The sequence below is a fragment of the Pseudomonas sp. UBA3149 genome (assembly GCF_002364655.1).
Taxonomy (GTDB): domain Bacteria; phylum Pseudomonadota; class Gammaproteobacteria; order Pseudomonadales; family Pseudomonadaceae; genus Chryseomonas; species Chryseomonas luteola.
Window position 1 is genome coordinate 158,954 of record NZ_DEYV01000012.1, and the last position, 19,694, is coordinate 178,647.

Genomic DNA, 19,694 nt, shown 5'->3' on the forward strand with positions numbered 1-19,694 from the left:
TGGGGAATCAGCTCTTGAAGTCAGATGCCCAATACGCCTCGATCTTCTTGACCAGGGAGTCCGGCAGCGGAACGTAGTCCAGTGCAGCGGCATCCTTCTGGCCGTTTTCCAGGGACCACTTGAAGAAATCGAAGGCGACCTTGCTACGCTCGGCGTTCTTCGGCTCCTTGTACATGATCACCCACGTCGTGGCAGTGATTGGCCACGCGTCAGCACCTGGCGCGTTGGTCATCAGCAGGTTGAAGTCCTTGGAGGCGCCCCAGTCTGCAGTATCAGCAGCGGCCTGGAAGCTCTTCGCGTTGGGCTCAACAAAGGTGCCCGCCGCGTTTTTCAACTGAGCATGGGACATCTTGTTTTGCAGGGCATAAGCGTATTCGACGTAGCCGATGGAGTTCTTGATCTGCTTGATGTAGGCAGAAACCCCTTCGTTACCCTTGCCACCTACACCGGTCGGCCAGTTGATGGTGGTGCCGAAGTTGACCTTTTCCTTCCACTCAGGGCTAACCTTAGCCAGGTAGTTGGTGAAGTTGTAGGAGGTGCCCGAACCATCGGAGCGGTGTACGACGGTAATGTTAGCCGAAGGCAGCTTTAGATCCGGGTTCAGCGCGGCGATGGCCGGGTCGTTCCAGGTCTTGACGGTGCCCATGAAAATCTTGGCCAGGGTTTCGCCGTCCAGCTTCAGCTGACCGGGTGCAATGCCTTCCACGTTGACGACCGGCACGATACCGCCGATCACGCTGGGGAACTGGCCCAGACCTGACTTTTGCAGATCGTCAGTGCTCAGCGGGGCATCGGAGGCACCGAAATCAACCGTGCCCGCCTTGATCTGGGCAATACCGCCGCCCGAACCAATGGACTGGTAGTTGATACGGTTTTGGGTTTTCTGGCTGTAAGCCTGAGACCACTTCGACAGTACCGGATAGACGAAGCTGGAACCGGCGCCTGTAACGTCTGTTGCATGAGCGACCGTGCTCAAGCAGAGAGCAGACAGAAGAGCGGCAAGACGGAAAGTGCGAGTGGCGTACACGATGCCTCCTAGGCATGTCTGGCTGTTAAGTGAGGCAGAAGCTAGTTTGTGTACGTGAAATTAAAGCGACAAATATGTTACAGAATTATGAACAAGCGGCACTGAGCCATCAGGAGATTGTATCCAGGCGTGTTTTTTGGCTTTTAAATTGTCGTTATCCCCCTGAAAACAAAGGGTTCCGGAGGATATGGAAGGTTTATCCGAAATTTTTTGTCTATTTGTGCAAACCGACCGTGTGGGTGCTGTCACGGTCGGTTTTAAGACAGGTTATTACGTGAGTCAGCCTGGAAGGCTTAACGCGGTGATTCGGCATTACCTTCTTTCTGAGGGTCTTTTTCAGCTTCCTCAAGGCGCGCGGCATGATCAGCTTCTGCCGCGGCGGCACGCTCGGCATCGGCTGCCTGCTGATTACCGGCGGCTTCATGCTCCTTGGCCTTTTGCGCGTGTTCAGCAGCCTCCTTGCGGTGGTCCTCAGGCTGGTCATCACACCCGCCGAGTCCTGCCAGGGCCAAGGCTGTAAACAGGATGGCTAACCATTGGCGCATGGTGTACTCCCCCTTCTCATAATGATGTCGCTTGGAAGACAGCCGCTTTGCGTTAGTTCCAGCGAGGGCCACGCAAGCGGCTGTCTGCAGTGGTTGAGCCTGAAAACTGAGAACTACGGCAATGCTTGAGCAGAAAAAAACTGTGGCGGTAGAGGCGATGGGTATCGCTGTGCGCCACCCATCATGCGGGCGCTACGAAATGAGCCGTAGCGCCATGACCGGGCTTAGGTGTTGGCTGTCAGGACCTCTTCCATCCAGTGCACGACTGCTTCGCCATCGATGCCCATGCACACGTCGACAAGAGGTGACTGGTTCCACCGGTCTCCTACGAACTGGCGGCCTTCGGGTGCAAATACGGTCTGGCCTTCGGCAAGCCCCTCGGTTATCACGTTCAGGTGGCCGCGTACGGTCTGGAACCACTCCGGATGACGCAGGAATGCTACGGCGCAGCTGTCATGGGGTGTACAGCCGTCTATGCCCAGGGCCGATTTGTAGAACTTGGCATAGAAGGCGTAACTATGGGCCAAGAGTGGACCCAGGGTGCGGTGCGCTTCGGTGATGCGCTGCATGCGCACCGGATCGAGGCAGGTGCGGTGGGTAACGTCCAGGCCTACCAGCGTGAGCGGCCAGCCAGCCGTCATGACGCGGGCGGCTGCATGCGGGTCGGAAAACATGTTGGCTTCCGCCAGTGGCGTAACGTTGCCGCCCTCACGGATCGAGCCGCCCATGACGATCACCTGCTTTACGCGGTGGATAACGTCCGGATCAAGCTCCAGGGCCTTAGCCAGATTACCCAGCGGGCCGACAGCCACCAGGGTGATTTCGCCGGGGCGCTTGCGCGTTTCCTCGACAATGAACTCGGCCGCACTTTGGGACACCGCCTGACGCGTCGGGGCGGGCAGGTTCAGATTGCCCAGGCCGTCATCGCCATGCACATGGGCGGGAACAGGGTGAGGCGTTTTTTCCAGCGGAGTACCCATGCCCTGGGCCACGGGAATGTCCTGACCCGCCAGCTCGACAAGCGATAAGGCATTACGCGTGGCCGTCTCGATCGAGACATTGCCGAAGGTGGTGGTCAGGCCAACCACTTCGATGCCCGGATCAGCCATGATGATGGCAATGGCCTGGGCGTCATCAATGCCCGGATCGGTGTCGAAAATGATAGGGGTTGTCATGCGGTCATGTCCTTCTTGCTAAAGGGGGTGGTGGCGTTTGCATCAAGGCGCGCCAGGACCCGATAGGGGCACGGTAACTTTGCCGGTGGAAACGAGTCCACTGTTTCCTGCCTTTTTCTGGCCGTTACGGCCTTCTGCAAGAGGACGATAAGCATGATCAAGTCTCAGGGCTATGCCGCTCATTCCCCTCAGGATCCACTGGTACCGTACAACTTCGACCGGCGTGATGTAGGCCCACACGATGTACAGATCGATATTTTGTACTGCGGCGTCTGCCATTCGGACCTGCACACTGCGCGCAATGAATGGAAGAACACGCTATACCCGTCAGTACCGGGACATGAAATCGTTGGTCGTATCGTAGCGGTTGGTGATCATGTGACCCATTTCAAGGTAGGCGATCTGGCTGGCGTAGGGTGCATGGTCGACAGCTGCCAGCAATGCTCTTCCTGCAATGAAGGGCTGGAGCAGTATTGCGAGAACGGTTTCGTCGGTACCTATAACGGGCCGGTCTTTGGCGGCGAGAATACCTATGGCGGTTACTCCGACAATATCGTCGTCAGCGAAAAGTTTGTCTTAAAGATCACCCACACGGAAAACTTGGCTGCCGTTGCACCGCTCCTGTGCGCCGGTATCACTACCTACTCACCCCTCAGCCATTGGAAGGTCGGTCCGGGCAAAAAGGTCGGTGTCGTTGGTCTGGGCGGCTTGGGTCACATGGCGGTCAAGATTGCCCATGCAATGGGGGCCCATGTCGTACTGTTCACAACCTCGCCCGACAAGAAAGACGACGCGTTGAGACTCGGTGCTGACGAAGTGGTAGTGTCGAAAAACCAGGACGAGATGAATGCACACCTGAACAGCTTTGATTTCATCCTCAACTGCGTGGCCGCCTCGCACAACCTGGATGCGTTCATTTCCTTGCTCAAGCGTGACGGCACCATGACGCTGGTGGGCGCGCCCGGTGAGCCGCATCCGTCTCCCGAGGTATTCAACCTGATCTTCAAGCGTCGCCAGATTGCCGGATCGCTGATTGGCGGAATTGCCGAGACCCAGGAAATGCTGGATTTCTGTGCCAAGCACAACATCGTCTCCGACATCGAAATGATCAAGATGCAGGACATCAACGAAGCCTATGAGCGCATGCTCAAGGGGGACGTGAAGTACCGTTTCGTGATCGATATGGCCTCGCTGGAAGAGGCCGCTTCTGTCGCCGCCTGATCACTGGCAGACAAAAAGCCCGCCTTGTGCGGGCTTTTTTATAGGTGGGGTAGAAGGGCCAGTCGCTTGAGTTCAGCCACAACGCGCCTTACGCGTGCCTCCACGGTCATATCGCCTTCCAGCCTAAGCACCGGGCAGGTACGCTGGCACAGCCAGGCGGTATGGTTAGCAAGGCTCCTGCTCCCAACCGCGGGACCACTATCGTATTGAGCAGCCCAGTCCAGAAACTCGGGGCTGGCTGAGCCGAAACGGGCTTCTTCCCGTGCCTTGAGACGGGGTATGCGGATTTCAGCGGGCAGGTAAAGAAACACAATCAGGTCGAACAGGTTTTCGAGGTAATCCCCGTAGTTCATGATCGAGCCGGAAATAATCACTGTCTCACTGACCTGCATGTCTTTAATCAACAACGCATTACGCTCGGACTTGTCGCGTCGCTGGGTATAGGGTGTTTCAGTGGGTAACCAGTAATAGCCATCTGCATCCAGGGCCACGCCATGCAGACGGTTGGCCAATGCGACACCCAACGTTGTTGTACCAGACCCTGATGCGCCCGTAATCAGTATGTTCACAAAGCAGGCTCTACCTTGGAGATGAGGGCATGGCAGAAAAGCGCTACACGGTACAGAGCGGTTATTTAGAGCTGCTAACAAAACCTCATAAATGAGCGTAGGCGGCAGGGCAAGGGTAAGAGATTTCAGTGAGTATCACGCTTGTGCTTGCCTATATCAGCCAACCAGAAATGGGTTTTGTTAGCGGCTCTTAATAGTTATCCCTGAATATCTAATCAAATTATTATTTCGATTTTATAAATTGATATATTGGATTGATTTTAGTAGAGGCTTCGGTTGTTACCTAAAGCTTAATACAGCTGGTATCTCAAAGAGAAAGTGCAGGCAGGTAACATGCTCTAGAGCGCAAACGGGACAGCTGCATTACGCTTGAGACATGGCTGATCGGTGTTTATCAAGCAATTATAGACGCAGGGGCGTTTCTAATTTGCGAGCCCCGAAAAGTGTAGTCGTTAGGTGTAGCGAATAGGCGGTGTAGTCGTTTAAGTCCTCTTGTTAATTAATCGCTACACCAAGGGCATACGCTTTTGATGTAGCTGCTGGGGTACACCCTAATGAACACATAAAAATAGCTATCAAAGGCCGTAAATACTTCTATCAATAACCGCCTTTTGAAGGGAGGTTAGTTTCCTTCTAGCTTTGGGTATCGATGTGGCCGTTACCGAAGCGGTATATGCTCGACTCCACTGATAGATCAGAAATAGGCTACAAGCATGACCCCTAAACTGAATCGCATCATGCTGTACGTTAGAGATGTTCAAGTCACATGCGCCTTTTATGAACGTTATTTCGGGTTTACTAGTGAGATCAATGTCAACGATCGTGTCGCTGAATTAATACCAAAAGGTGGCGGTGCCACTATTATGGTTCATTCTGCCGGGAAGGGCATAAAAGGAGGACAGGCTGCCGTCAAGCTCGTTTTTGATGTTGAGGATGTAGAGAGCTTCAAAGAGCAGTGTATGACGCAGGGGTTAAGGTTTGGTACTACTCACCATGCAGACGGCTATTCTTTTGCGAATGCTAAAGACCCAGATGGCAACTCGATATCTATATCCAGTAGAGCATTCGCTGTGATCAGCAGATAACACTGGTTGATCCCAATCTATAGACTCTACCTCTTACCCTCAAGCTGATGGGTCCGCATAGTACTTGTAGTCGCCGGGGTATACCCCAGCGACTACTATGCTTAGTAGCTAATCAGTCCTGGCAGAAACGAATGCGATTACCAAAAGGATCATGGACTTCCATAACCTTTCCCCACGGCTGGTGAACAATCTCTGGGCGACCGTAACCGTAGTGTTTGGCTAATAGCTCATCGCGAAATGCCTCGATGTTTCGCATCGGTACAAAGATAGTCGAGCCCGGACTGGCATCGCCATGATGTTCGGATAAATGAAGCTTTAGGCCGCCTCGATCAATGCCAAGGTAAAGCGGCAGATGAGCTTCAAATCGATGTTCGAACTCAACACTGAAACCCAAGAAGCCTAGGTAAAACTCCCGTGCCTTATTTTCATCAAACATCCGAAGGATCGGAATAGGTCTCTCGAAGGCAGGGTTGTTTTGCGTCTGATTCTCTTTTGAAAGTGCTGCTGATGCAGTATTCCAGTCCCTGTAGCCTAGTTGATGGGAGACCAGCTCAAGCGCACTAGAGTGGGTTATGTCTTGATTACGCTCTGTTAGTGAAGCGCGTAACCTTTTGGCCATCTGTTTGGCTTGCTCAATTGAAGTCATCGTTCCTCCTGAAAGCGAAGCGTCCTGGAGCTCGCATTACCAATGCTTCGGTGATCAGAGAAGCGATTGAAGAAGAAACATGGCTGCTTTCACCTTACCCAAGGGGCGCGAGCGGCGGGCAGCAACGGCCCGCTACGATAATACTTGACTTAGCCCCAACGGCGAAACCTGGTTGTGATAGGCATCAGATGCGCTTGCTCACATCTTCTGCCATGACCTCGGTTATCTAAGCCATGTAGTCGCTGGGGTATACGCTAATAACTACTCAGAGACTTGCGCTCAAGGTAGAGCGGACCTTAACTCTAATACCATTGGCTGACTCATGAGAACAGAATCCTTGCGCAGAGGCTCTAGATCTCCATCCAACAGGAAGCCAAACGCCTTATATAAATGCATTGCTGGTGTATCGGCTGCCGTAACACCTAAGCGGACACGGAGCGCTCTACATCTCTTTGCCCAGGCTAGGAGTTCATCGAGCAGAGCGCGGCCTGCACCTAGCCCTCGTGATTTAGGATTTACCCACATTTGAAAGATGTCAGCGGTATTCGCTGATAGCTTTCCCCAAGCCAGACCGCAAACCTCATTTCCATCCAGCGCAAACAAAGCATGGTCATTGTTGGAGGAAAAAGCCGCAATGATTCGGGCTTTCCAACTCTCATCTGCTCTTAGAGCTTCTTCTTCATAGGTGCTTGCGAAAGCATTGGGAGAGTCGCGAAGTGCATATAGTCGCGTATTCCGATAAAGCTGCCACTCGCTAGGTTTTATTGGCCGTACAGATATCACATTATGTGCCATTTTGATTAACACCATTAAATAGCTGCTTACGACCCAACGTGACTAGAAGGCTACCGTTACATTAACTAACCAGAACAGCTTATAGAACAAGGTGTAGTCGTTGGGGTATATCCCATCGACTACACGAATGCAGCTACCATTAACGTCCTCCGTTATAGCCCTGATGCTAAACGGTGACTTGATAACTCAACCCGAGCTCATCGCCAGGCTTGCCTCTTATCCCCCAGTTATGCTTTGGGGTTTCAAACAAGGTAATTTCGATATCCTGAGGAGTGATGCCTGTTGCTGACATGATTTTTTTATACAAGAGATGGATTAGCTGCTTTTTTGCGCTCACTGAGCGCCCTTCAAACATACTTATTTCGAGAATGATGTAGCGCTCCGACCGATCGGCAGGGTAAAGAAAATCCAGCTCATCCAGTAAGATATAACGATGAAAGCGCTTCTCTAGCGGGTACTGTAAAGCCTCGACTATAGAAGCGTGGATGGCCTCTGATAATTCGGACCTGATAGCTTCAAGGTTACGTCTCAATCCGTAGATCTTTACTTGTGCCATGGGCGTGCTCTCCTTGTTGGAGCGCCGCCATGTCGGAAGTAGATTACAGCACAGCACCAGCCAGAACATGGCGGCGCTGTCGGTTAAGAAAATACGTGACGGGCCGCTCTTAGATAGAGCGGCGCCAATGCATGCTGCTTGAAAACAAAGTATTAATCATGAGGGCATAGTTACAGCTTGGAGGACCGTATTCAACCCTCTCGTAACTGATCACACTGGAGCTTCACCTATTAGCTGATAGGTAGTCTTGTAGTCGCAGGGGCATGCCCTAATGACTACAAAGAAGTAGCCCTCACTAGAGAGGTAAAAGGCCTAACCTGAAGCAAGGCTCTTAACCTTTCCTTAAGCTGGGCCAGGCCTTCAACATTTTCCTGGTAAGGCAGGTAAAGTGTCACGATGGTGATGCGGTAACATCTGTGATCCTATGGAGAGCTCCATGACGCTGCATGTCTGGTTTGTCTTTTGTGTTGCTTACCTGGTAACAACGCTTTCTCCCGGGCCCAACGTCCTTTTGGTCATTCGCAATACCTTGCGCTATGGCGGACGGGGAACGCTGGCGACCCTGGCAGGTAACCTGACGGCGCAGCTATTCGTGATCATTCTTGTGGCGCTTGGCATAGGCGCTCTGGTGGCAGCCATGCCGATGGCGTTTCTGGCGATGAAGCTGATCGGAGCGGCTTATCTGATCTATCTTGGTTTTGTGCAGCTGCTCAAACGTCAGCCTGGATCGTCTACGGTCACACCAGCTATTGCGCCCAGTGTCTCGTCGTCCAAGGTTTTTGGTGAAGCGCTGCTGGTATCAATCAGCAATCCGAAAACGCTTATCTTCTTTTCAGCTTTCTTGCCGCAGTTCATCGAGCCGGGACGATCATTGGTTGTACAGTTCACCACGATGTACCTGACCATCGCCTTGATTGTCGTGACGGTACACTGTGTGTATTGCTTCAGTGTGTCCAGGCTCAGCAGGCGGCTTTCCGCGAGCCGTTGGGTCACGGCGATCAAGCGGGCCAGCGGCGCGTTATTCGTAGGGCTGGGCGTAAAGCTGTTGATGGCCCGGCAGGCCTAAGAGGAGGTTTGCACCATGACTGCCACACTAAGCGCACCGATTCCCAGTGATTACGAGGCACTGGTTGCCTGGGTGCCTACGGCTGACGCCTGCGCGCGCTGGGCAGGGCCCCAGCTCAGGTATCCGTTCACTGCCGTTGAGTTGCCGGAACTGCTGGAGGTGCCCGGTAAAAGCTTTTCATTGGTAGAGGGCGTCAACCGGCCGCTTGCCTTTGGGCAATACCGAACCGTCTCGCCTGATACTGTCCACTTGTGCCGCATCATCGTCTCGCCTGACTGGCGGGGCCACGGTTATGGCAAGCAGTTGTGCGAGCAACTGATTCGGCAGGCTGTGGCGGACACAGGCGCTTCCATGGTTACGCTGCGCGTCTACCGGGACAATGCCGTGGCACAGTCGCTGTACCACAAGCTCGGCTTCAAACCAGTGGAGCTGCGCTCGGATGTGGATGTCATTGGCATGCGACTGATCCTGGCCGAGCAAGCCGGTTAGCAGCCGGGCGGCTCATTCTTTAAAAGCCAGATCAACCGGTCTGCCGTCCGCTGGAAATCAGGGTCTGAAGGGTGCGAAAGCAGCGCATCAGGGCGTAAGCTCATGGGCCGTCCTGTCCGTAGGGGAGGAAGACGCAGCAGAGGCCGCGCGCCGTTTGAAGCGCATGACCAGTGCATACAGGAGTGGGACGAAAAACAGGGTCAGCAGCGTGGCCGAAAGCATGCCGCCGAAAACGCTGGTGCCAATGGCGTGCTGGCTGGCCGAGCCCGGGCCCTGGGAAAACATGAGGGGCAATACGCCGAACATGAAGGCTAGGGACGTCATGACGATAGGGCGCAGGCGCATCCGGGCGGCGTCCAGAATGGCCTGACGCAAGGGAGTGCCCTCATGCTGGAGTTCGCGGGCTACCTCAATGATGAGGATGGCGTTCTTGGCAGTGAGGCCCATGATGATGATGAGGCCGACCTTGAAGTATAGGTCGTCCGGCAGTCCGCGCAGCGTAGTGGCCATGACCGCACCGATGATGCCCAGCGGAATCGCCAGGATGACCGCAAAAGGTACCGACCAGCTCTCGTAGAGCGCCGCCAGGCACAGGAAGATTACCAGAATGGACAGGCCGAACAGCAGGGGTGTCTGATCGCCGGACAGCCGCTCCTGATAGGACTGACCTGCCCATTCGTAGCCGACGCCGGTGGGTAGCTCGCCTACCAGGCGTGCCATGGTGTCCATCGCCTGGGTGGTGCTGTAGCCCGCCGCCGGTGTGGCGTTGATGGAGAGCGACGGGAAGCCGTTGAAGTGCTCGATAGCCATCGTGCCTACCGTCCATCTAAGCGTCACGAAGGTGCTTAGCGGCACCATCTCGCCGTCAGCATTGCGAACCCGGGCCTGGAGCAGGCTGTCAGGCTGTTGCCGGTCCTTGCCCTCCGCCTGGATGACGATTCGGCGGACTTGATTATCATGGATGAAATCTCCCACATAGAGCGAGCCGTAGAGGGTAGCCATGGTCGAATTGATCTCATCCACCGAGACGCCCATACTCTGGGCTTTCAAGCGATCAATGGAAACCTTGAGCTGCGGCGTGTCGTCCTGCCCCGAGTAGGTGGCGGTAGCGAATACAGGATTCTGCCGTGCCAGTGTCAGGAGCTTGTCCTTGGCAGCCAGCAAGGCTTCGTGCCCAAGCCCTGCGCGATCCTGAAGACGCATGTCGATACCGGCGGTGCGCCCCATGGAGGGCAGCGGCGGTGTGTTCAGCGCCTGGATAGTGACATTGGGAATAGACAAGGAGCCAGTGGCGAAATGCTGGTTCAGCCGCGCGATGATGGCATCGACGTGTTGGTCAGGAGCCTTACGCTCTGACCAATCCTTGAGCGTCGGCCAGATCATGGCGGCGTTCTCGCCGCCGCCAAAATAACTAAAACCCTGCAGGGTGAAGAGCTGGCCGACCGAAGGGTCGCTGCGCAGATAGGCCTGTACCTCCTCTACCACCTGATGCGTCATTTCCTGGGTCGAGCCGGTGGGAAGCAGCACGACGGTGGCAAAACTGCCCTTGTCTTCGTTCGGCACAAAGGAGCCGGGCAGGCGGCTGAACAGAAGCGCCAGCACGGCCAGCAGAACGAGATACAGCAGCACGAAGCGCACCGGTCGATTCAAGACACCGCCCAGGCTGCGTTGATAGCCTGCCGATAGGGAAGCCGCCCAGCGGCCCACCTTGCCCAGGCTGAGCGTATCGGTCGCTGCCGGTTTGAGCAGCGTTGCGCACAGGGCGGGCGTCAGCGTGAGCGCCAGAAATGCCGAGAAGGCCATCGGCACGGCCAGCGCCACGGAGAACTGCCGGTAGATCGAGCCAGTAGCGCCCTCGAAAAACGCCATCGGGATGAACACGGCAGTCAGTACCAGCGTAATTGCCACAATGGCGCCGCTGATCTGCTGCATGGCCTTGAGCGTTGCCTCGCGGGGAGCCAGTCCTTCCTCCCGCATGATGCGTTCGACGTTTTCCACTACTACGATGGCGTCATCCACCAGAATCCCGATGGCCAGGACCATACCGAACAGGGTCAGCACATTGATAGAGAAACCCAGTGCCAACATGGCGCCACAGGTGCCGGCCAGGGCTATCGGTACCACGATGGACGGGATCAGCGTGGCGCGCAGGTTTTGCAGAAACACCAGCATGACCAGAAAGACCAGCACCATCGCCTCGATCAGCGTATAGGCCACTTTCACTATGGACATATGTACGTAGGTTGTTGTGTCGAACGCCGTCTGGTAGTGCATGCCCGGTGGGAACTGTTGGGACAACTCTGCCAGTGTGGCCTTGACCGCCTGCGCCGTGCTGAGCGCGTTGGCGCCGGGAGCAAGCTTGATGGAAATAGCGCCGCAAGGCCTGCCGTTCACGTAGGACGGGTAGGTGTAGTAGTTGCCGCCCAGCTCGACACGGGCTACATCTTGAATGCGCAGGGCCGACCCGTCCGGGTTGACCCGCAGCGGAACCGCGCCAAAGGACTGCGGTGTATCGAGGATTTCCTCAACCGTCAGCGGGGCCGTGAGTGTGGTATTGGCGGGCACCGGAGGCGTGCCAATGGAGCCAAGGGTAATGCGCTCGTTATAGCGGTTAATAGCGCTGACCATATCTGAAGTGGTCACGCCCATGGCGGTGAGCTTGTGGACGTCTGGCCAGATTCGCATGGCATATTCGGGGCTATAGACCTCCACCTTGCCCACGCCGGGCACACGCAGGAGGGCAGGGCGCACCACGGTAGTGGCGTAGTCGCCCATCTGGATATGTGTGATGTTCGGGTTGTCTGCCAGAAGCGTGACGAACAGCAGGTCGTTATCACCACTCTTGTCCACTTCGACTCCCTGGCGCCGCACGCTTTCCGGCAGGCGCTCCTCGACGCGCTTGATGCGGTTCTGCACTTCAATGGAGGCAATCTGCGGATTGGTGCCCGGCTCAAAGGACAGGCCAATCTCCACCTCTCCCGTAGCGGTACTGTCAGAAGCAAAATACAGCAGTCCCTCGATACCACTCAGCTCGCGTTCGATAACGGAGGTAACGGTACGTTCGATGACTTCGGCCGAGGCACCCGGGTAGTAGGCCTGTATGCCTACCCTTGGAGGCGAGACGTTAGGGTATTGCTCCACCGCCAGACGCAGCGCCGTAAGGCCTCCGCCCAGAAAAATCATGATGGCGACGACCCAGGCGAATACCGGGCGCGCAATGAAAAACGAGGACATGGTCTGCGCTTACTCTTTTGAGGCGACCGGCTGGGTCGTCAGGGTGGCTTGCTTGGGCTCTACGGCCTGACCGTCCTTCAGGGCGCTGCCACTGAGGATGACCCGCTCGCCAGCTTTCAGACCGTCGGTGACGCGCCATTGATTGCCTTCGAGCGTATCGGCGGAAATCGGGCGGCTGTGGGCGTGGTTGGTCTCGTCGACAACCATGGTATAGGCGCCTTCGCGCGTTCGCGTCAGGGCCTGCTGGGGAATAAGAACGGCCTGCGTCTGGCCGGGCTGCTGCAGCTCGACCTGCACATACATTCCGGGCAGCAGCAGATGGTCGGGGTTATCGAACACAGCCCGCATGGCCACCGTATCGGTCTTCTCATCCACGGCCCAATCGGAGAAGAGCAGGGTGCCGTTCAAGGGGTAGGTCGAGCCATTGCTCAGTCGCAGGCGCAGGATGGGCTTCTCGCGCTTGTCGGTCTGCTGAAGGCTCTGCCTGAGCCCCAGGGAGTCGGCCATGGGCTGGGCAAAATTCACATAGATCGGGTCAATCTGCTCGACCGTGGTCAGTTTGGTGCCTTCATCCTGACCGACCAGTGCACCCTCCGTGACCTCAGCCCGGCGTGCACGGCCGGCAATCGGAGAGGTCACGTTGGCATAGGCGAGCTTCAGGCGGGCGCTCTGTACCTTGGCTTCGGCTGCCTTCTCGGTTGCCCGCGCCTGCTTCTCAGTAAAGAAGTCCTTGCGGTACTGCTGGGCACTGATGGACTCATCGGCCATCAGTTGCCTGGAGCGTTTGGCAATGTCCTCGGCCGCATCGGCGGCTGCACGTGCCTGAGCCAGCTCCGCTTCAGCCGCTGCCAGTTCGGCCTTGAGTGGAGCCGGATCAATACGGAACAGCAGCGTACCGGCTTTGACCTCCTGGCCTTCCCGATAGGTGCGGGCTTCCACAATACCCTCCACGCGAGCACGGACTTCCGCCGTACGATAGGCCTCCATCCGCCCGGTCAGGCGTGTGGTCAGCGGTTCCGTCGAGGGCGTGGCCGTTGCGATGTCCACCTTCGGGACGGCTGATGTTTGCGTTTCGGCTGCCTTTTCGGTGGGTTCACAACCTTGGAGCAACACGGCCAGTGCCAACAGCGCGCCCTTTACCACATCCTTCATGCTCTCACCCGGGCCATGCAGTAGACATCCACGTAGGCACCGTCACGATAGGCATAGGCGATCTGAGTGCCCTCGTGAACAAAGCCGAACTTTTCATACAGGGCGATAGCCGGGGCGTTGTCCGTATACACCGTCAGCTCAATACGTTTGAGGTTCATCCAGTTGTCGGCGGCATCGATCAGCGCCGCCATCAGCTGGGTTCCTACGCCTTTACCAGTGTGGTCATCCCCAACCGCAATGACCAGCTCCGCCACATGAATCCGCCGGCCTTTCATACGGTTGAGCGTTGCAAAGCCCAGCACATTGTTTTGCTGTTCGGCCAGCACCCGAACGTCTTCAGCGGGGTACTGCTTGATCCAGTCGCTCATGCTCTGAGTGGGTCGGTAGGGTAGGCGCAGCGTACCCCGGCGCGTGCCCGGCTGGTTCAGAATCGATGCCAAAGCCTCGGCATCGCTCTCGCGGATAGCGCGTAGGGTAATGGTCATGAGTCCTCCTTGATTCAGGCCCGTTGTCGGTCAACGATCTCGCCTGAGCGTTCCAATGGTGCGACCGACGCCGCCAGTAATTCCTGAGTATACGGGTGTTGTGGCGCCTGAAAGATCCGGCAGGCCTCGCCGTGTTCCACGACCTTGCCATCCTTGATGACAATCAGATCATGGGCCAATGCCCGAACCACGGCCAGATCATGGCTGATGAACAGATACGTTAGCCCATGAATCGCTTGCAGGTTACGCAACAGGTCGACAACCTGCTTTTGAACGGTACGATCCAGAGCAGACGTGGGCTCGTCGAGCAATATCAGCTCGGGTTGCAGCACAAGCGCCCTCGCGATGGCGATACGCTGGCGTTGGCCGCCCGAAAACTCATGAGGATAGCGGTGCCGTGTTTCAGGATCGAGACCTACTTCCTGTAAGACCCGAATGATCGCCGATTCCCGCTCTTTGGGTGTGCCGATCTCGTGGATATCCAAACCCTCACGGATGATCTGCTCGACGGACATCCGTGGGCTCAGGCTGCCGAACGGATCTTGAAACACAATCTGCATGTGGCGACGAAGCGGACGCATCTGCCAGGCGTTAAAGGTTTCGATCGCCTGCCCCTGAAAGCGGATGGCGCCCTGGGCCTGCACCAGTCGCAGGATCGCCTGGCCCAAGGTGGACTTGCCTGAGCCGGACTCGCCCACGATGCCCAGGGTGCGGCCTTTCTTTAGCTCGAAGCTCACACCGTCCACCGCCTTGACATAGTGGCGCTGGCGGCTGAACAACGGTTTGGGCAGCGGAAACCAGACGCGTACATCCTGCGCCTGTATCAGCGAGGCATCGCTGGTTGTTGCTACCGGCCCGCCGTCGGGTTCGGCTTCGATCAGCATGCGGGTATAGGTATGCTGAGGTGCGGAAAAAAGGGCCTGACAGCTGTTCTGCTCAACTACCACGCCGTTACGCATCACACAGACACGCTGGGCAATGCGCCGGACCAAATTCAGGTCATGGCTGATAAGCAGCAACGACATGCCAAGGCGCGCCTGGAGGTCCTTCAGGAGTTCGAGGATCTTCTGCTGCACAGTCACGTCCAGGGCTGTGGTGGGCTCGTCGGCGATCAGCAGTTCCGGCTCGTTGGCCAGCGCCATGGCGATCATCACCCGCTGGCGCTGGCCACCCGAGAGCTGATGCGGGTAGGCCTTGAGCCGCTTGAGCGGTTCGCGTATGCCGACCAGCTCCAATAATTCGATCACTCGTGCACGCGCGTGCTTGCCGCCCAAGCCCTTGTGCAGCGCCAATACTTCGCTGATCTGCCGTTCCACAGTATGCAGCGGGTTGAGGGATGTCATGGGCTCCTGAAAGATCATGGCGATACGGTTGCCGCGCAGGGTGCGCAGACGCTTTTCGTTTGCGGTCATGAGGTTTTCACCGTTGTAGCAGATGCCACCGGAGGTTGTGGTAATGGAGGCAGGCAGCAGGCGCAGGATCGAGTGAGCCGTGACGGATTTGCCCGAGCCGGATTCGCCCACCAGCGCCAGACATTCGCCACGGCGAATATCCAGGTCGATACCGTGTACGACTTCCTGGCCGGAAAAAGCCACTCTCAGATCGCGGATTTCAATCAGACTCTCGGTCATCACACGGCCCTCGGGTCGAATGCATCACGGAAGGCTTCGCCAATAAAAACCAGCAGGCTCAAGATCAAGGCGAGGGCGAAAAAAGCGGTCATCGCCAGCCAGGGTGCTTGCAGGTTCTGCTTGCCTTCGTTGGCCAGCTCCCCTAGCGACGCGGTGCCGATCGGCAGGCCAAAGCCTAGAAAATCCAAAGCGGTCAGCGTTGTAATGGCACCGGTAATGATGAAGGGAACATAGGTGAGCGTGGAGGTCATCGCGTTGGGCAGGATGTGCCGCCACATGACCTTGCGATCAGACAGCCCCAGCGCCCGTGCCGCTTTGACGTACTCCAGACTGCGCCCGCGCAAGAACTCGGCCCGTACCACGTCCACCAGCGCCAGCCAGGAAAAGAGCGCCATGATGCCCAACAGCCACCAGAAGTTAGGCTCCACAAAGCCGGACAGGATGATCAGCAGATACAGAACCGGCAGGCCTGACCAAATTTCGATAAAGCGCTGCCCCAGCAGGTCTACCCAGCCCCCGTGATAACCCTGCAAGGCGCCTGCGGTGATCCCGATCACAGCGCTGACAGCCGTTAGTGCCAAGGCAAACAGGATAGAGATGCGTGCGCCGAAAATTACTCGTGCCAGCACATCACGGGCCTGACTGTCGGTGCCCAGCCAGTTTGTTTCCGACGGCGCACTGGGCGCCGGGACGGAGAGGTCGTAGTTTACCGTATCGTCACTGAACGGAATGGGAGGAAAGACCATCCAGCCGCCCTGGTCCCCTATCAGTTTCTGTACGTATTCGCTGCGGTAGTCTGGTTGGAACGGTAACTGGCCACCAAACTCGGTTTCGGTATAACGATTGAATATCGGGAAATATAGCGAGCCGTGGTAGCCCACCACCAAGGGTTTGTCGTTGGCAATGAGTTCGCCACACAGGCAAGTCACCAGCAATGCGCAGAATATCCAGAGCGACCACCAGCCGCGACGGTTGGCCTTGAAGCGGGCAAAGCGGCGTTGGCTTAACGGAGACAGTGTCAGCATCAGGCGTTCCTCGCCGAAAAGTCGATGCGTGGATCGACCAGGGTGTAGGAGATGTCCCCGGCCAGTTTGATCAGCAGGCCAAACAGCGTGAAAATGAACAGCGAGCCGAACACCAGCGGATAGTCACGGTAGAGCGCCGCCTCGTAGCTCATGCGACCCAGTCCGTCGAGCGAAAAGATCACTTCAATCAGTAGGGAGCCGGCAAAGAACACCTCGATCAGTGCCTGGGGAATACCGGCAATGACCAGCAGCATGGCATTGCGAAATACATGCTTGTACAGCACGCCGCACTCAGTAAGCCCTTTAGCCCGCGCCGTGACAACATACTGGCGGCTGATTTCGTTCAGAAAGCTGTTCTTGGTCAAAATGGTCAGGGTAGCGAACCCGCCAATGACCAGCGCCGAAACAGGCAGCACCAGATGCCAGAAATAGTCCACTACCTTGCCCGCGAGGCTGAGCTGGTCAAAGTTCTCCGAAGTGAGCCCTACGGCGGGAAACAGACTGAAATAACTTCCACCGGCAAACACCACGATCAGGAACATGGCGAACAGAAAGGCCGGCAAGGCATAACCCACGATGATGGCGGTGCTGGTCCAGATATCGAATGCGCTGCCATGACGGATCGCCTTGCGTATCCCGAGGGGAATCGAGATCAGGTAAGTGATCAGTGTGGCCCAGAAGCCAAGTGAAAGGGATACCGGCAGCTTTTCCAGAATCAGGTCCGTTACCTTGGCACCACGGAAAAAGCTGTTACCAAAATCCAGGTGCGCGTAGTTCCTGATCATTAGCCAAAGGCGCTCAAGCGGTGGCTTGTCGAAGCCGTACTGCCGCTCGATTTCCTTGATCAGCTCAGGGTCCAGGCCTCTGCTACCTCGCGAGCCGGACGAGGCTCCGGCCGCTCCATCATGGCTACCTCCTGCAATACCGCCCTGGTTGCCCATGCCTTGCAGGCGAGCAATGGCCTGATCTACCGGGCCGCCAGGGGCCGCCTGGATAATGACAAAGTTGACGATCAGGATGACCAGAAGCGTAGGAATAATGAACAACAGGCGTCTAAGGATATAGGCTGCCATCAGGGTTTCTCCTGTAGCCGTGCGGCCATCTGCTCGTTGGTGAGCGGGGTTGGGCTGACTTCCCACCAGGTGTCGAGCCCCTCTTCATAAGCGGGTGCTATGCGGGGACGGCCGAAACGGTTGCGGAATACGCTGGGCTCGCCGTCCGAGTAATAATGCGGAACCATGTAATAACCCCATTGCAGCACCCGATCGAGCGCGCGGGCGTAATGCACCATCTCATCCCGGCTTCTGGCATTGGCCACGCCTTCGATAAGCCGATCGACTACTGGATTCTTCAGGTTCATGGCGTTGGAGCTACCCACCCGGTTGGCACTGTCGGAGCCGTAATAATCAAAGAGCTCTCGCCCTGGCGATGCGCTGGGATCGCCACCCCGGGGAAAGCCGGTCACGATCATGTCGTAGTCGCGGCTGTTGGTGCGGTTGATGTACTGCGCTGTGTCCACATTGCGAATATTCAGCCCAATGCCTATCTGGGCCAGCGTCCGTTTGAAGGGCAGCACCATCCGCTCAAAACCGGATTGCCCATTGAGAAAGGTAAAGATCAGGGGATCGCCGTTGGCGTTGACGAGCTGGTCGCCCTTGGGATGCCAGCCGGCGGACTCAAGCAGGTACAGGGCTTCGAGCTGCTTGTCCCGAATAAAGCCCGAGCCGTCGGTCTTGGGCGGCTGGAACAACTCGGTAAAGACTTCATCCGGTATCTGGCCTCTAAAGGGCTCGAGGATTTTCAGCTCCTGTGCATCCGGTAGCTGTGTGGCAGCGATTTCGGTCTTGGGAAAGTAGCTCTGCTGGCGTTTATAGAAGCTGCGCATGAGCTGCTTGTTGGTCCACTCAAAATCCCAGAGCATGGCAATGGCCTGGCGGACGCGGCGATCCTGAAAGAAGGGATTGTCCAGGTTGAAGACAAAGCCTTGAGCACGGACGGGCTTTCCTGTCGCCAGGATGTCTCGCTGCAAGCGCCCATCGCGCAGGGCGGGGCTGTCGTAGCGGATGGTATAGCCTGTGGCGGAGTACTCGCGGTTGTAGTCGTACGCGCCGGCCAGCAGGAGCTCGCGGGCGACATCGGTGTCGGCAAAGAAGTCGACGGTGAGCGTGTCGAAATTGTACAGTCCCCGAGTTACCGGCAGATCCTTTGCCCACCAGTTCTTGACGCGCTCGAAGGTGACAGTGCGTCCCGGATCGACGTGCGAGACCTTGTAAGGTCCGCTCCCCAGCGGCGGCTCAAAGCCGTTACCGTTGGCAAAGTCCCGGTCTTTCCACCAATGTGCAGGCAGGATGTGCATGGACGCCAGATCCAGCGCCAGACTGCGGTTTTCGTTCGTCTTGAAGGTAAACAGGATCTGCCGGTCGCTTTCAATGGTGACGTCTTTTACGTCACCGTACAGCTGCCGAAAGCTCAGGCTCGCCTTGGTCACCAAGGTCTCGAAAGTGAAGCGAACATCCTCAGCCAGAACGGGCATACCGTCATGAAAGCGTGCCTTGGGGTTGAGGAAGAAGCGTACCCAACGGTTCTCCGGGTCGCGCTCCATCTTTTCGGCAATCAGACCGTACACCGTATAGGGCTCGTCCAGCGAGCGATAGGCCAGCGGCTCGTAGACCCAGGCATTGATCTGGTCGACGCCAGTGCCCTTGTCTAGATAGGGCAGCAGGAAGTTGAAACGGTCGATCGATTTGGCTGAGCGTCTGAGCGAGCCTCCTTTGGGCGCGTCGGGATTCACATAGTCGAAATGCTCAAAGCCCTCAGGGTACTTGGGCGGGTCGCCATAGACCGTCATGTAACTGTGGGGCGTAGCCAATAACGCCGATGAAACGAGGCAGGAAACAAGCAGTACCATCAAGCGGCTGTACGTGTGGATCGACCCTGTTGAAAACACCGCTTCACTCCTTATGAACGACACACATTAGGCTCTGCTCAAGCCT

The 19,694-nt window shown here is 56.6% G+C and carries 18 protein-coding genes; 4 read left to right on the plus strand and 14 right to left on the minus strand.

Annotation, left to right across the window (positions count from 1 at the left end; genetic code table 11):
* Positions 1–7: 7 nt before the first annotated feature.
* The 3 genes from pstS to B3729_RS10200 all read right to left on the minus strand — a co-directional run bounded on the left by pstS (position 8) and on the right by B3729_RS10200 (position 2,747).
* Positions 8–1,027: a phosphate ABC transporter substrate-binding protein PstS gene (pstS, locus tag B3729_RS10190; protein ID WP_150346605.1), complete on the minus strand. Its 1,020-nt coding sequence runs from the start codon at positions 1,025–1,027 to the stop codon at positions 8–10.
* Between the two features lie 293 nt (positions 1,028–1,320).
* Positions 1,321–1,572, minus strand: coding sequence for a hypothetical protein (locus B3729_RS10195; RefSeq protein WP_019366389.1), 252 nt, complete (start codon positions 1,570–1,572; stop codon positions 1,321–1,323).
* A gap of 224 nt (positions 1,573–1,796) precedes the next feature.
* Positions 1,797–2,747, minus strand: a complete 951-nt coding sequence (locus tag B3729_RS10200) for a nucleoside hydrolase (RefSeq protein WP_074822066.1) — start codon at positions 2,745–2,747, stop codon at positions 1,797–1,799.
* 153 nt (positions 2,748–2,900) lie between these two features.
* On the opposite strand from B3729_RS10200, the gene B3729_RS10205 reads away from it, so the two are divergent.
* Entirely contained in the window at positions 2,901–3,968 is a 1,068-nt protein-coding gene (locus B3729_RS10205; protein ID WP_286787796.1) for an NAD(P)-dependent alcohol dehydrogenase, read from the plus strand.
* 38 nt (positions 3,969–4,006) lie between these two features.
* Here B3729_RS10205 and B3729_RS10210 read toward each other — a convergent pair whose 3' ends face one another.
* Positions 4,007–4,537 (minus strand): AAA family ATPase, encoded by a 531-nt coding sequence (locus tag B3729_RS10210; RefSeq protein WP_286787797.1) that lies wholly within the window; start codon positions 4,535–4,537, stop codon positions 4,007–4,009.
* Between the two features lie 713 nt (positions 4,538–5,250).
* On the opposite strand from B3729_RS10210, the gene B3729_RS10215 reads away from it, so the two are divergent.
* Positions 5,251–5,622, plus strand: a complete 372-nt coding sequence (locus tag B3729_RS10215; RefSeq protein WP_286787798.1) for a VOC family protein — start codon at positions 5,251–5,253, stop codon at positions 5,620–5,622.
* A gap of 112 nt (positions 5,623–5,734) precedes the next feature.
* Here the strand turns inward: B3729_RS10215 and B3729_RS10220 are convergent, their stop codons facing one another.
* From B3729_RS10220 to B3729_RS10230, 3 genes are all read right to left on the minus strand, one after another.
* Positions 5,735–6,268 (minus strand): glyoxalase superfamily protein, encoded by a 534-nt coding sequence (locus B3729_RS10220; protein WP_286787799.1) that lies wholly within the window; start codon positions 6,266–6,268, stop codon positions 5,735–5,737.
* A gap of 279 nt (positions 6,269–6,547) precedes the next feature.
* Positions 6,548–7,078 (minus strand): GNAT family N-acetyltransferase, encoded by a 531-nt coding sequence (locus B3729_RS10225; RefSeq protein ID WP_286787800.1) that lies wholly within the window; start codon positions 7,076–7,078, stop codon positions 6,548–6,550.
* A gap of 151 nt (positions 7,079–7,229) precedes the next feature.
* Positions 7,230–7,619: a tautomerase family protein gene (locus B3729_RS10230; protein ID WP_010795778.1), complete on the minus strand. Its 390-nt coding sequence runs from the start codon at positions 7,617–7,619 to the stop codon at positions 7,230–7,232.
* A 436-nt stretch (positions 7,620–8,055) separates the two neighbouring features.
* Between B3729_RS10230 and B3729_RS10235 the strand changes: the two genes are divergently transcribed.
* Both B3729_RS10235 and B3729_RS10240 read left to right on the plus strand, forming a co-directional pair.
* Positions 8,056–8,685 (plus strand): LysE family translocator, encoded by a 630-nt coding sequence (locus tag B3729_RS10235; RefSeq protein WP_286787801.1) that lies wholly within the window; start codon positions 8,056–8,058, stop codon positions 8,683–8,685.
* 15 nt (positions 8,686–8,700) lie between these two features.
* Positions 8,701–9,174, plus strand: a complete 474-nt coding sequence (locus tag B3729_RS10240; RefSeq protein ID WP_286787802.1) for a GNAT family N-acetyltransferase — start codon at positions 8,701–8,703, stop codon at positions 9,172–9,174.
* A gap of 87 nt (positions 9,175–9,261) precedes the next feature.
* Here B3729_RS10240 and B3729_RS10245 read toward each other — a convergent pair whose 3' ends face one another.
* From B3729_RS10245 to B3729_RS10275, 7 genes are read right to left on the minus strand one after another with little or no spacing between them, the layout of a single operon-like run.
* On the minus strand, positions 9,262–12,408 hold the full coding sequence (locus B3729_RS10245) for a multidrug efflux RND transporter permease subunit (RefSeq protein ID WP_286787803.1): 3,147 nt from the start codon (positions 12,406–12,408) through the stop codon (positions 9,262–9,264).
* A gap of 9 nt (positions 12,409–12,417) precedes the next feature.
* The gene (locus tag B3729_RS10250) at positions 12,418–13,560 is read right to left on the minus strand and encodes an efflux RND transporter periplasmic adaptor subunit (RefSeq protein WP_286787804.1); all 1,143 of its coding nucleotides are present in this window, start codon (positions 13,558–13,560) and stop codon (positions 12,418–12,420) included.
* The gene (locus B3729_RS10255; protein ID WP_286787805.1) at positions 13,557–14,045 is read right to left on the minus strand and encodes a GNAT family N-acetyltransferase; all 489 of its coding nucleotides are present in this window, start codon (positions 14,043–14,045) and stop codon (positions 13,557–13,559) included. The genes B3729_RS10250 and B3729_RS10255 overlap by 4 nt, the downstream gene beginning before the upstream one ends.
* 14 nt (positions 14,046–14,059) lie before the next feature.
* Positions 14,060–15,676 (minus strand): ABC transporter ATP-binding protein, encoded by a 1,617-nt coding sequence (locus tag B3729_RS10260; RefSeq protein WP_286787806.1) that lies wholly within the window; start codon positions 15,674–15,676, stop codon positions 14,060–14,062.
* Positions 15,676–16,701 (minus strand): ABC transporter permease, encoded by a 1,026-nt coding sequence (locus B3729_RS10265; protein WP_286787807.1) that lies wholly within the window; start codon positions 16,699–16,701, stop codon positions 15,676–15,678. The genes B3729_RS10260 and B3729_RS10265 overlap by 1 nt, the downstream gene beginning before the upstream one ends.
* Positions 16,701–17,774, minus strand: coding sequence for a microcin C ABC transporter permease YejB (locus B3729_RS10270; protein WP_286787808.1), 1,074 nt, complete (start codon positions 17,772–17,774; stop codon positions 16,701–16,703). The genes B3729_RS10265 and B3729_RS10270 overlap by 1 nt, the downstream gene beginning before the upstream one ends.
* Positions 17,774–19,609: an extracellular solute-binding protein gene (locus tag B3729_RS10275; protein WP_286787911.1), complete on the minus strand. Its 1,836-nt coding sequence runs from the start codon at positions 19,607–19,609 to the stop codon at positions 17,774–17,776. Before B3729_RS10275 ends, B3729_RS10270 begins: the two co-directional genes overlap by 1 nt.
* Between the last annotated feature and the right edge of the window lie 85 nt (positions 19,610–19,694).

Coding starts and splice junctions, on each gene's coding strand:
- B3729_RS10235 (WP_286787801.1), top strand. CDS start 8,056: ATGACGCTGCATGTCTGGTTTGTCTTTTGTGTTGCTTACCTGGTAACA.
- B3729_RS10270 (WP_286787808.1), bottom strand. CDS start 17,774: ATGGCAGCCTATATCCTTAGACGCCTGTTGTTCATTATTCCTACGCTT.
- B3729_RS10220 (WP_286787799.1), bottom strand. CDS start 6,268: ATGACTTCAATTGAGCAAGCCAAACAGATGGCCAAAAGGTTACGCGCT.
- B3729_RS10255 (WP_286787805.1), bottom strand. CDS start 14,045: ATGACCATTACCCTACGCGCTATCCGCGAGAGCGATGCCGAGGCTTTG.
- B3729_RS10205 (WP_286787796.1), top strand. CDS start 2,901: ATGATCAAGTCTCAGGGCTATGCCGCTCATTCCCCTCAGGATCCACTG.
- B3729_RS10250 (WP_286787804.1), bottom strand. CDS start 13,560: ATGAAGGATGTGGTAAAGGGCGCGCTGTTGGCACTGGCCGTGTTGCTC.
- B3729_RS10200 (WP_074822066.1), bottom strand. CDS start 2,747: ATGACAACCCCTATCATTTTCGACACCGATCCGGGCATTGATGACGCC.
- B3729_RS10260 (WP_286787806.1), bottom strand. CDS start 15,676: ATGACCGAGAGTCTGATTGAAATCCGCGATCTGAGAGTGGCTTTTTCC.
- B3729_RS10195 (WP_019366389.1), bottom strand. CDS start 1,572: ATGCGCCAATGGTTAGCCATCCTGTTTACAGCCTTGGCCCTGGCAGGA.
- B3729_RS10265 (WP_286787807.1), bottom strand. CDS start 16,701: ATGCTGACACTGTCTCCGTTAAGCCAACGCCGCTTTGCCCGCTTCAAG.
- B3729_RS10225 (WP_286787800.1), bottom strand. CDS start 7,078: ATGGTGTTAATCAAAATGGCACATAATGTGATATCTGTACGGCCAATA.
- B3729_RS10245 (WP_286787803.1), bottom strand. CDS start 12,408: ATGTCCTCGTTTTTCATTGCGCGCCCGGTATTCGCCTGGGTCGTCGCC.
- B3729_RS10215 (WP_286787798.1), top strand. CDS start 5,251: ATGACCCCTAAACTGAATCGCATCATGCTGTACGTTAGAGATGTTCAA.
- B3729_RS10240 (WP_286787802.1), top strand. CDS start 8,701: ATGACTGCCACACTAAGCGCACCGATTCCCAGTGATTACGAGGCACTG.
- B3729_RS10230 (WP_010795778.1), bottom strand. CDS start 7,619: ATGGCACAAGTAAAGATCTACGGATTGAGACGTAACCTTGAAGCTATC.
- B3729_RS10275 (WP_286787911.1), bottom strand. CDS start 19,609: ATGGTACTGCTTGTTTCCTGCCTCGTTTCATCGGCGTTATTGGCTACG.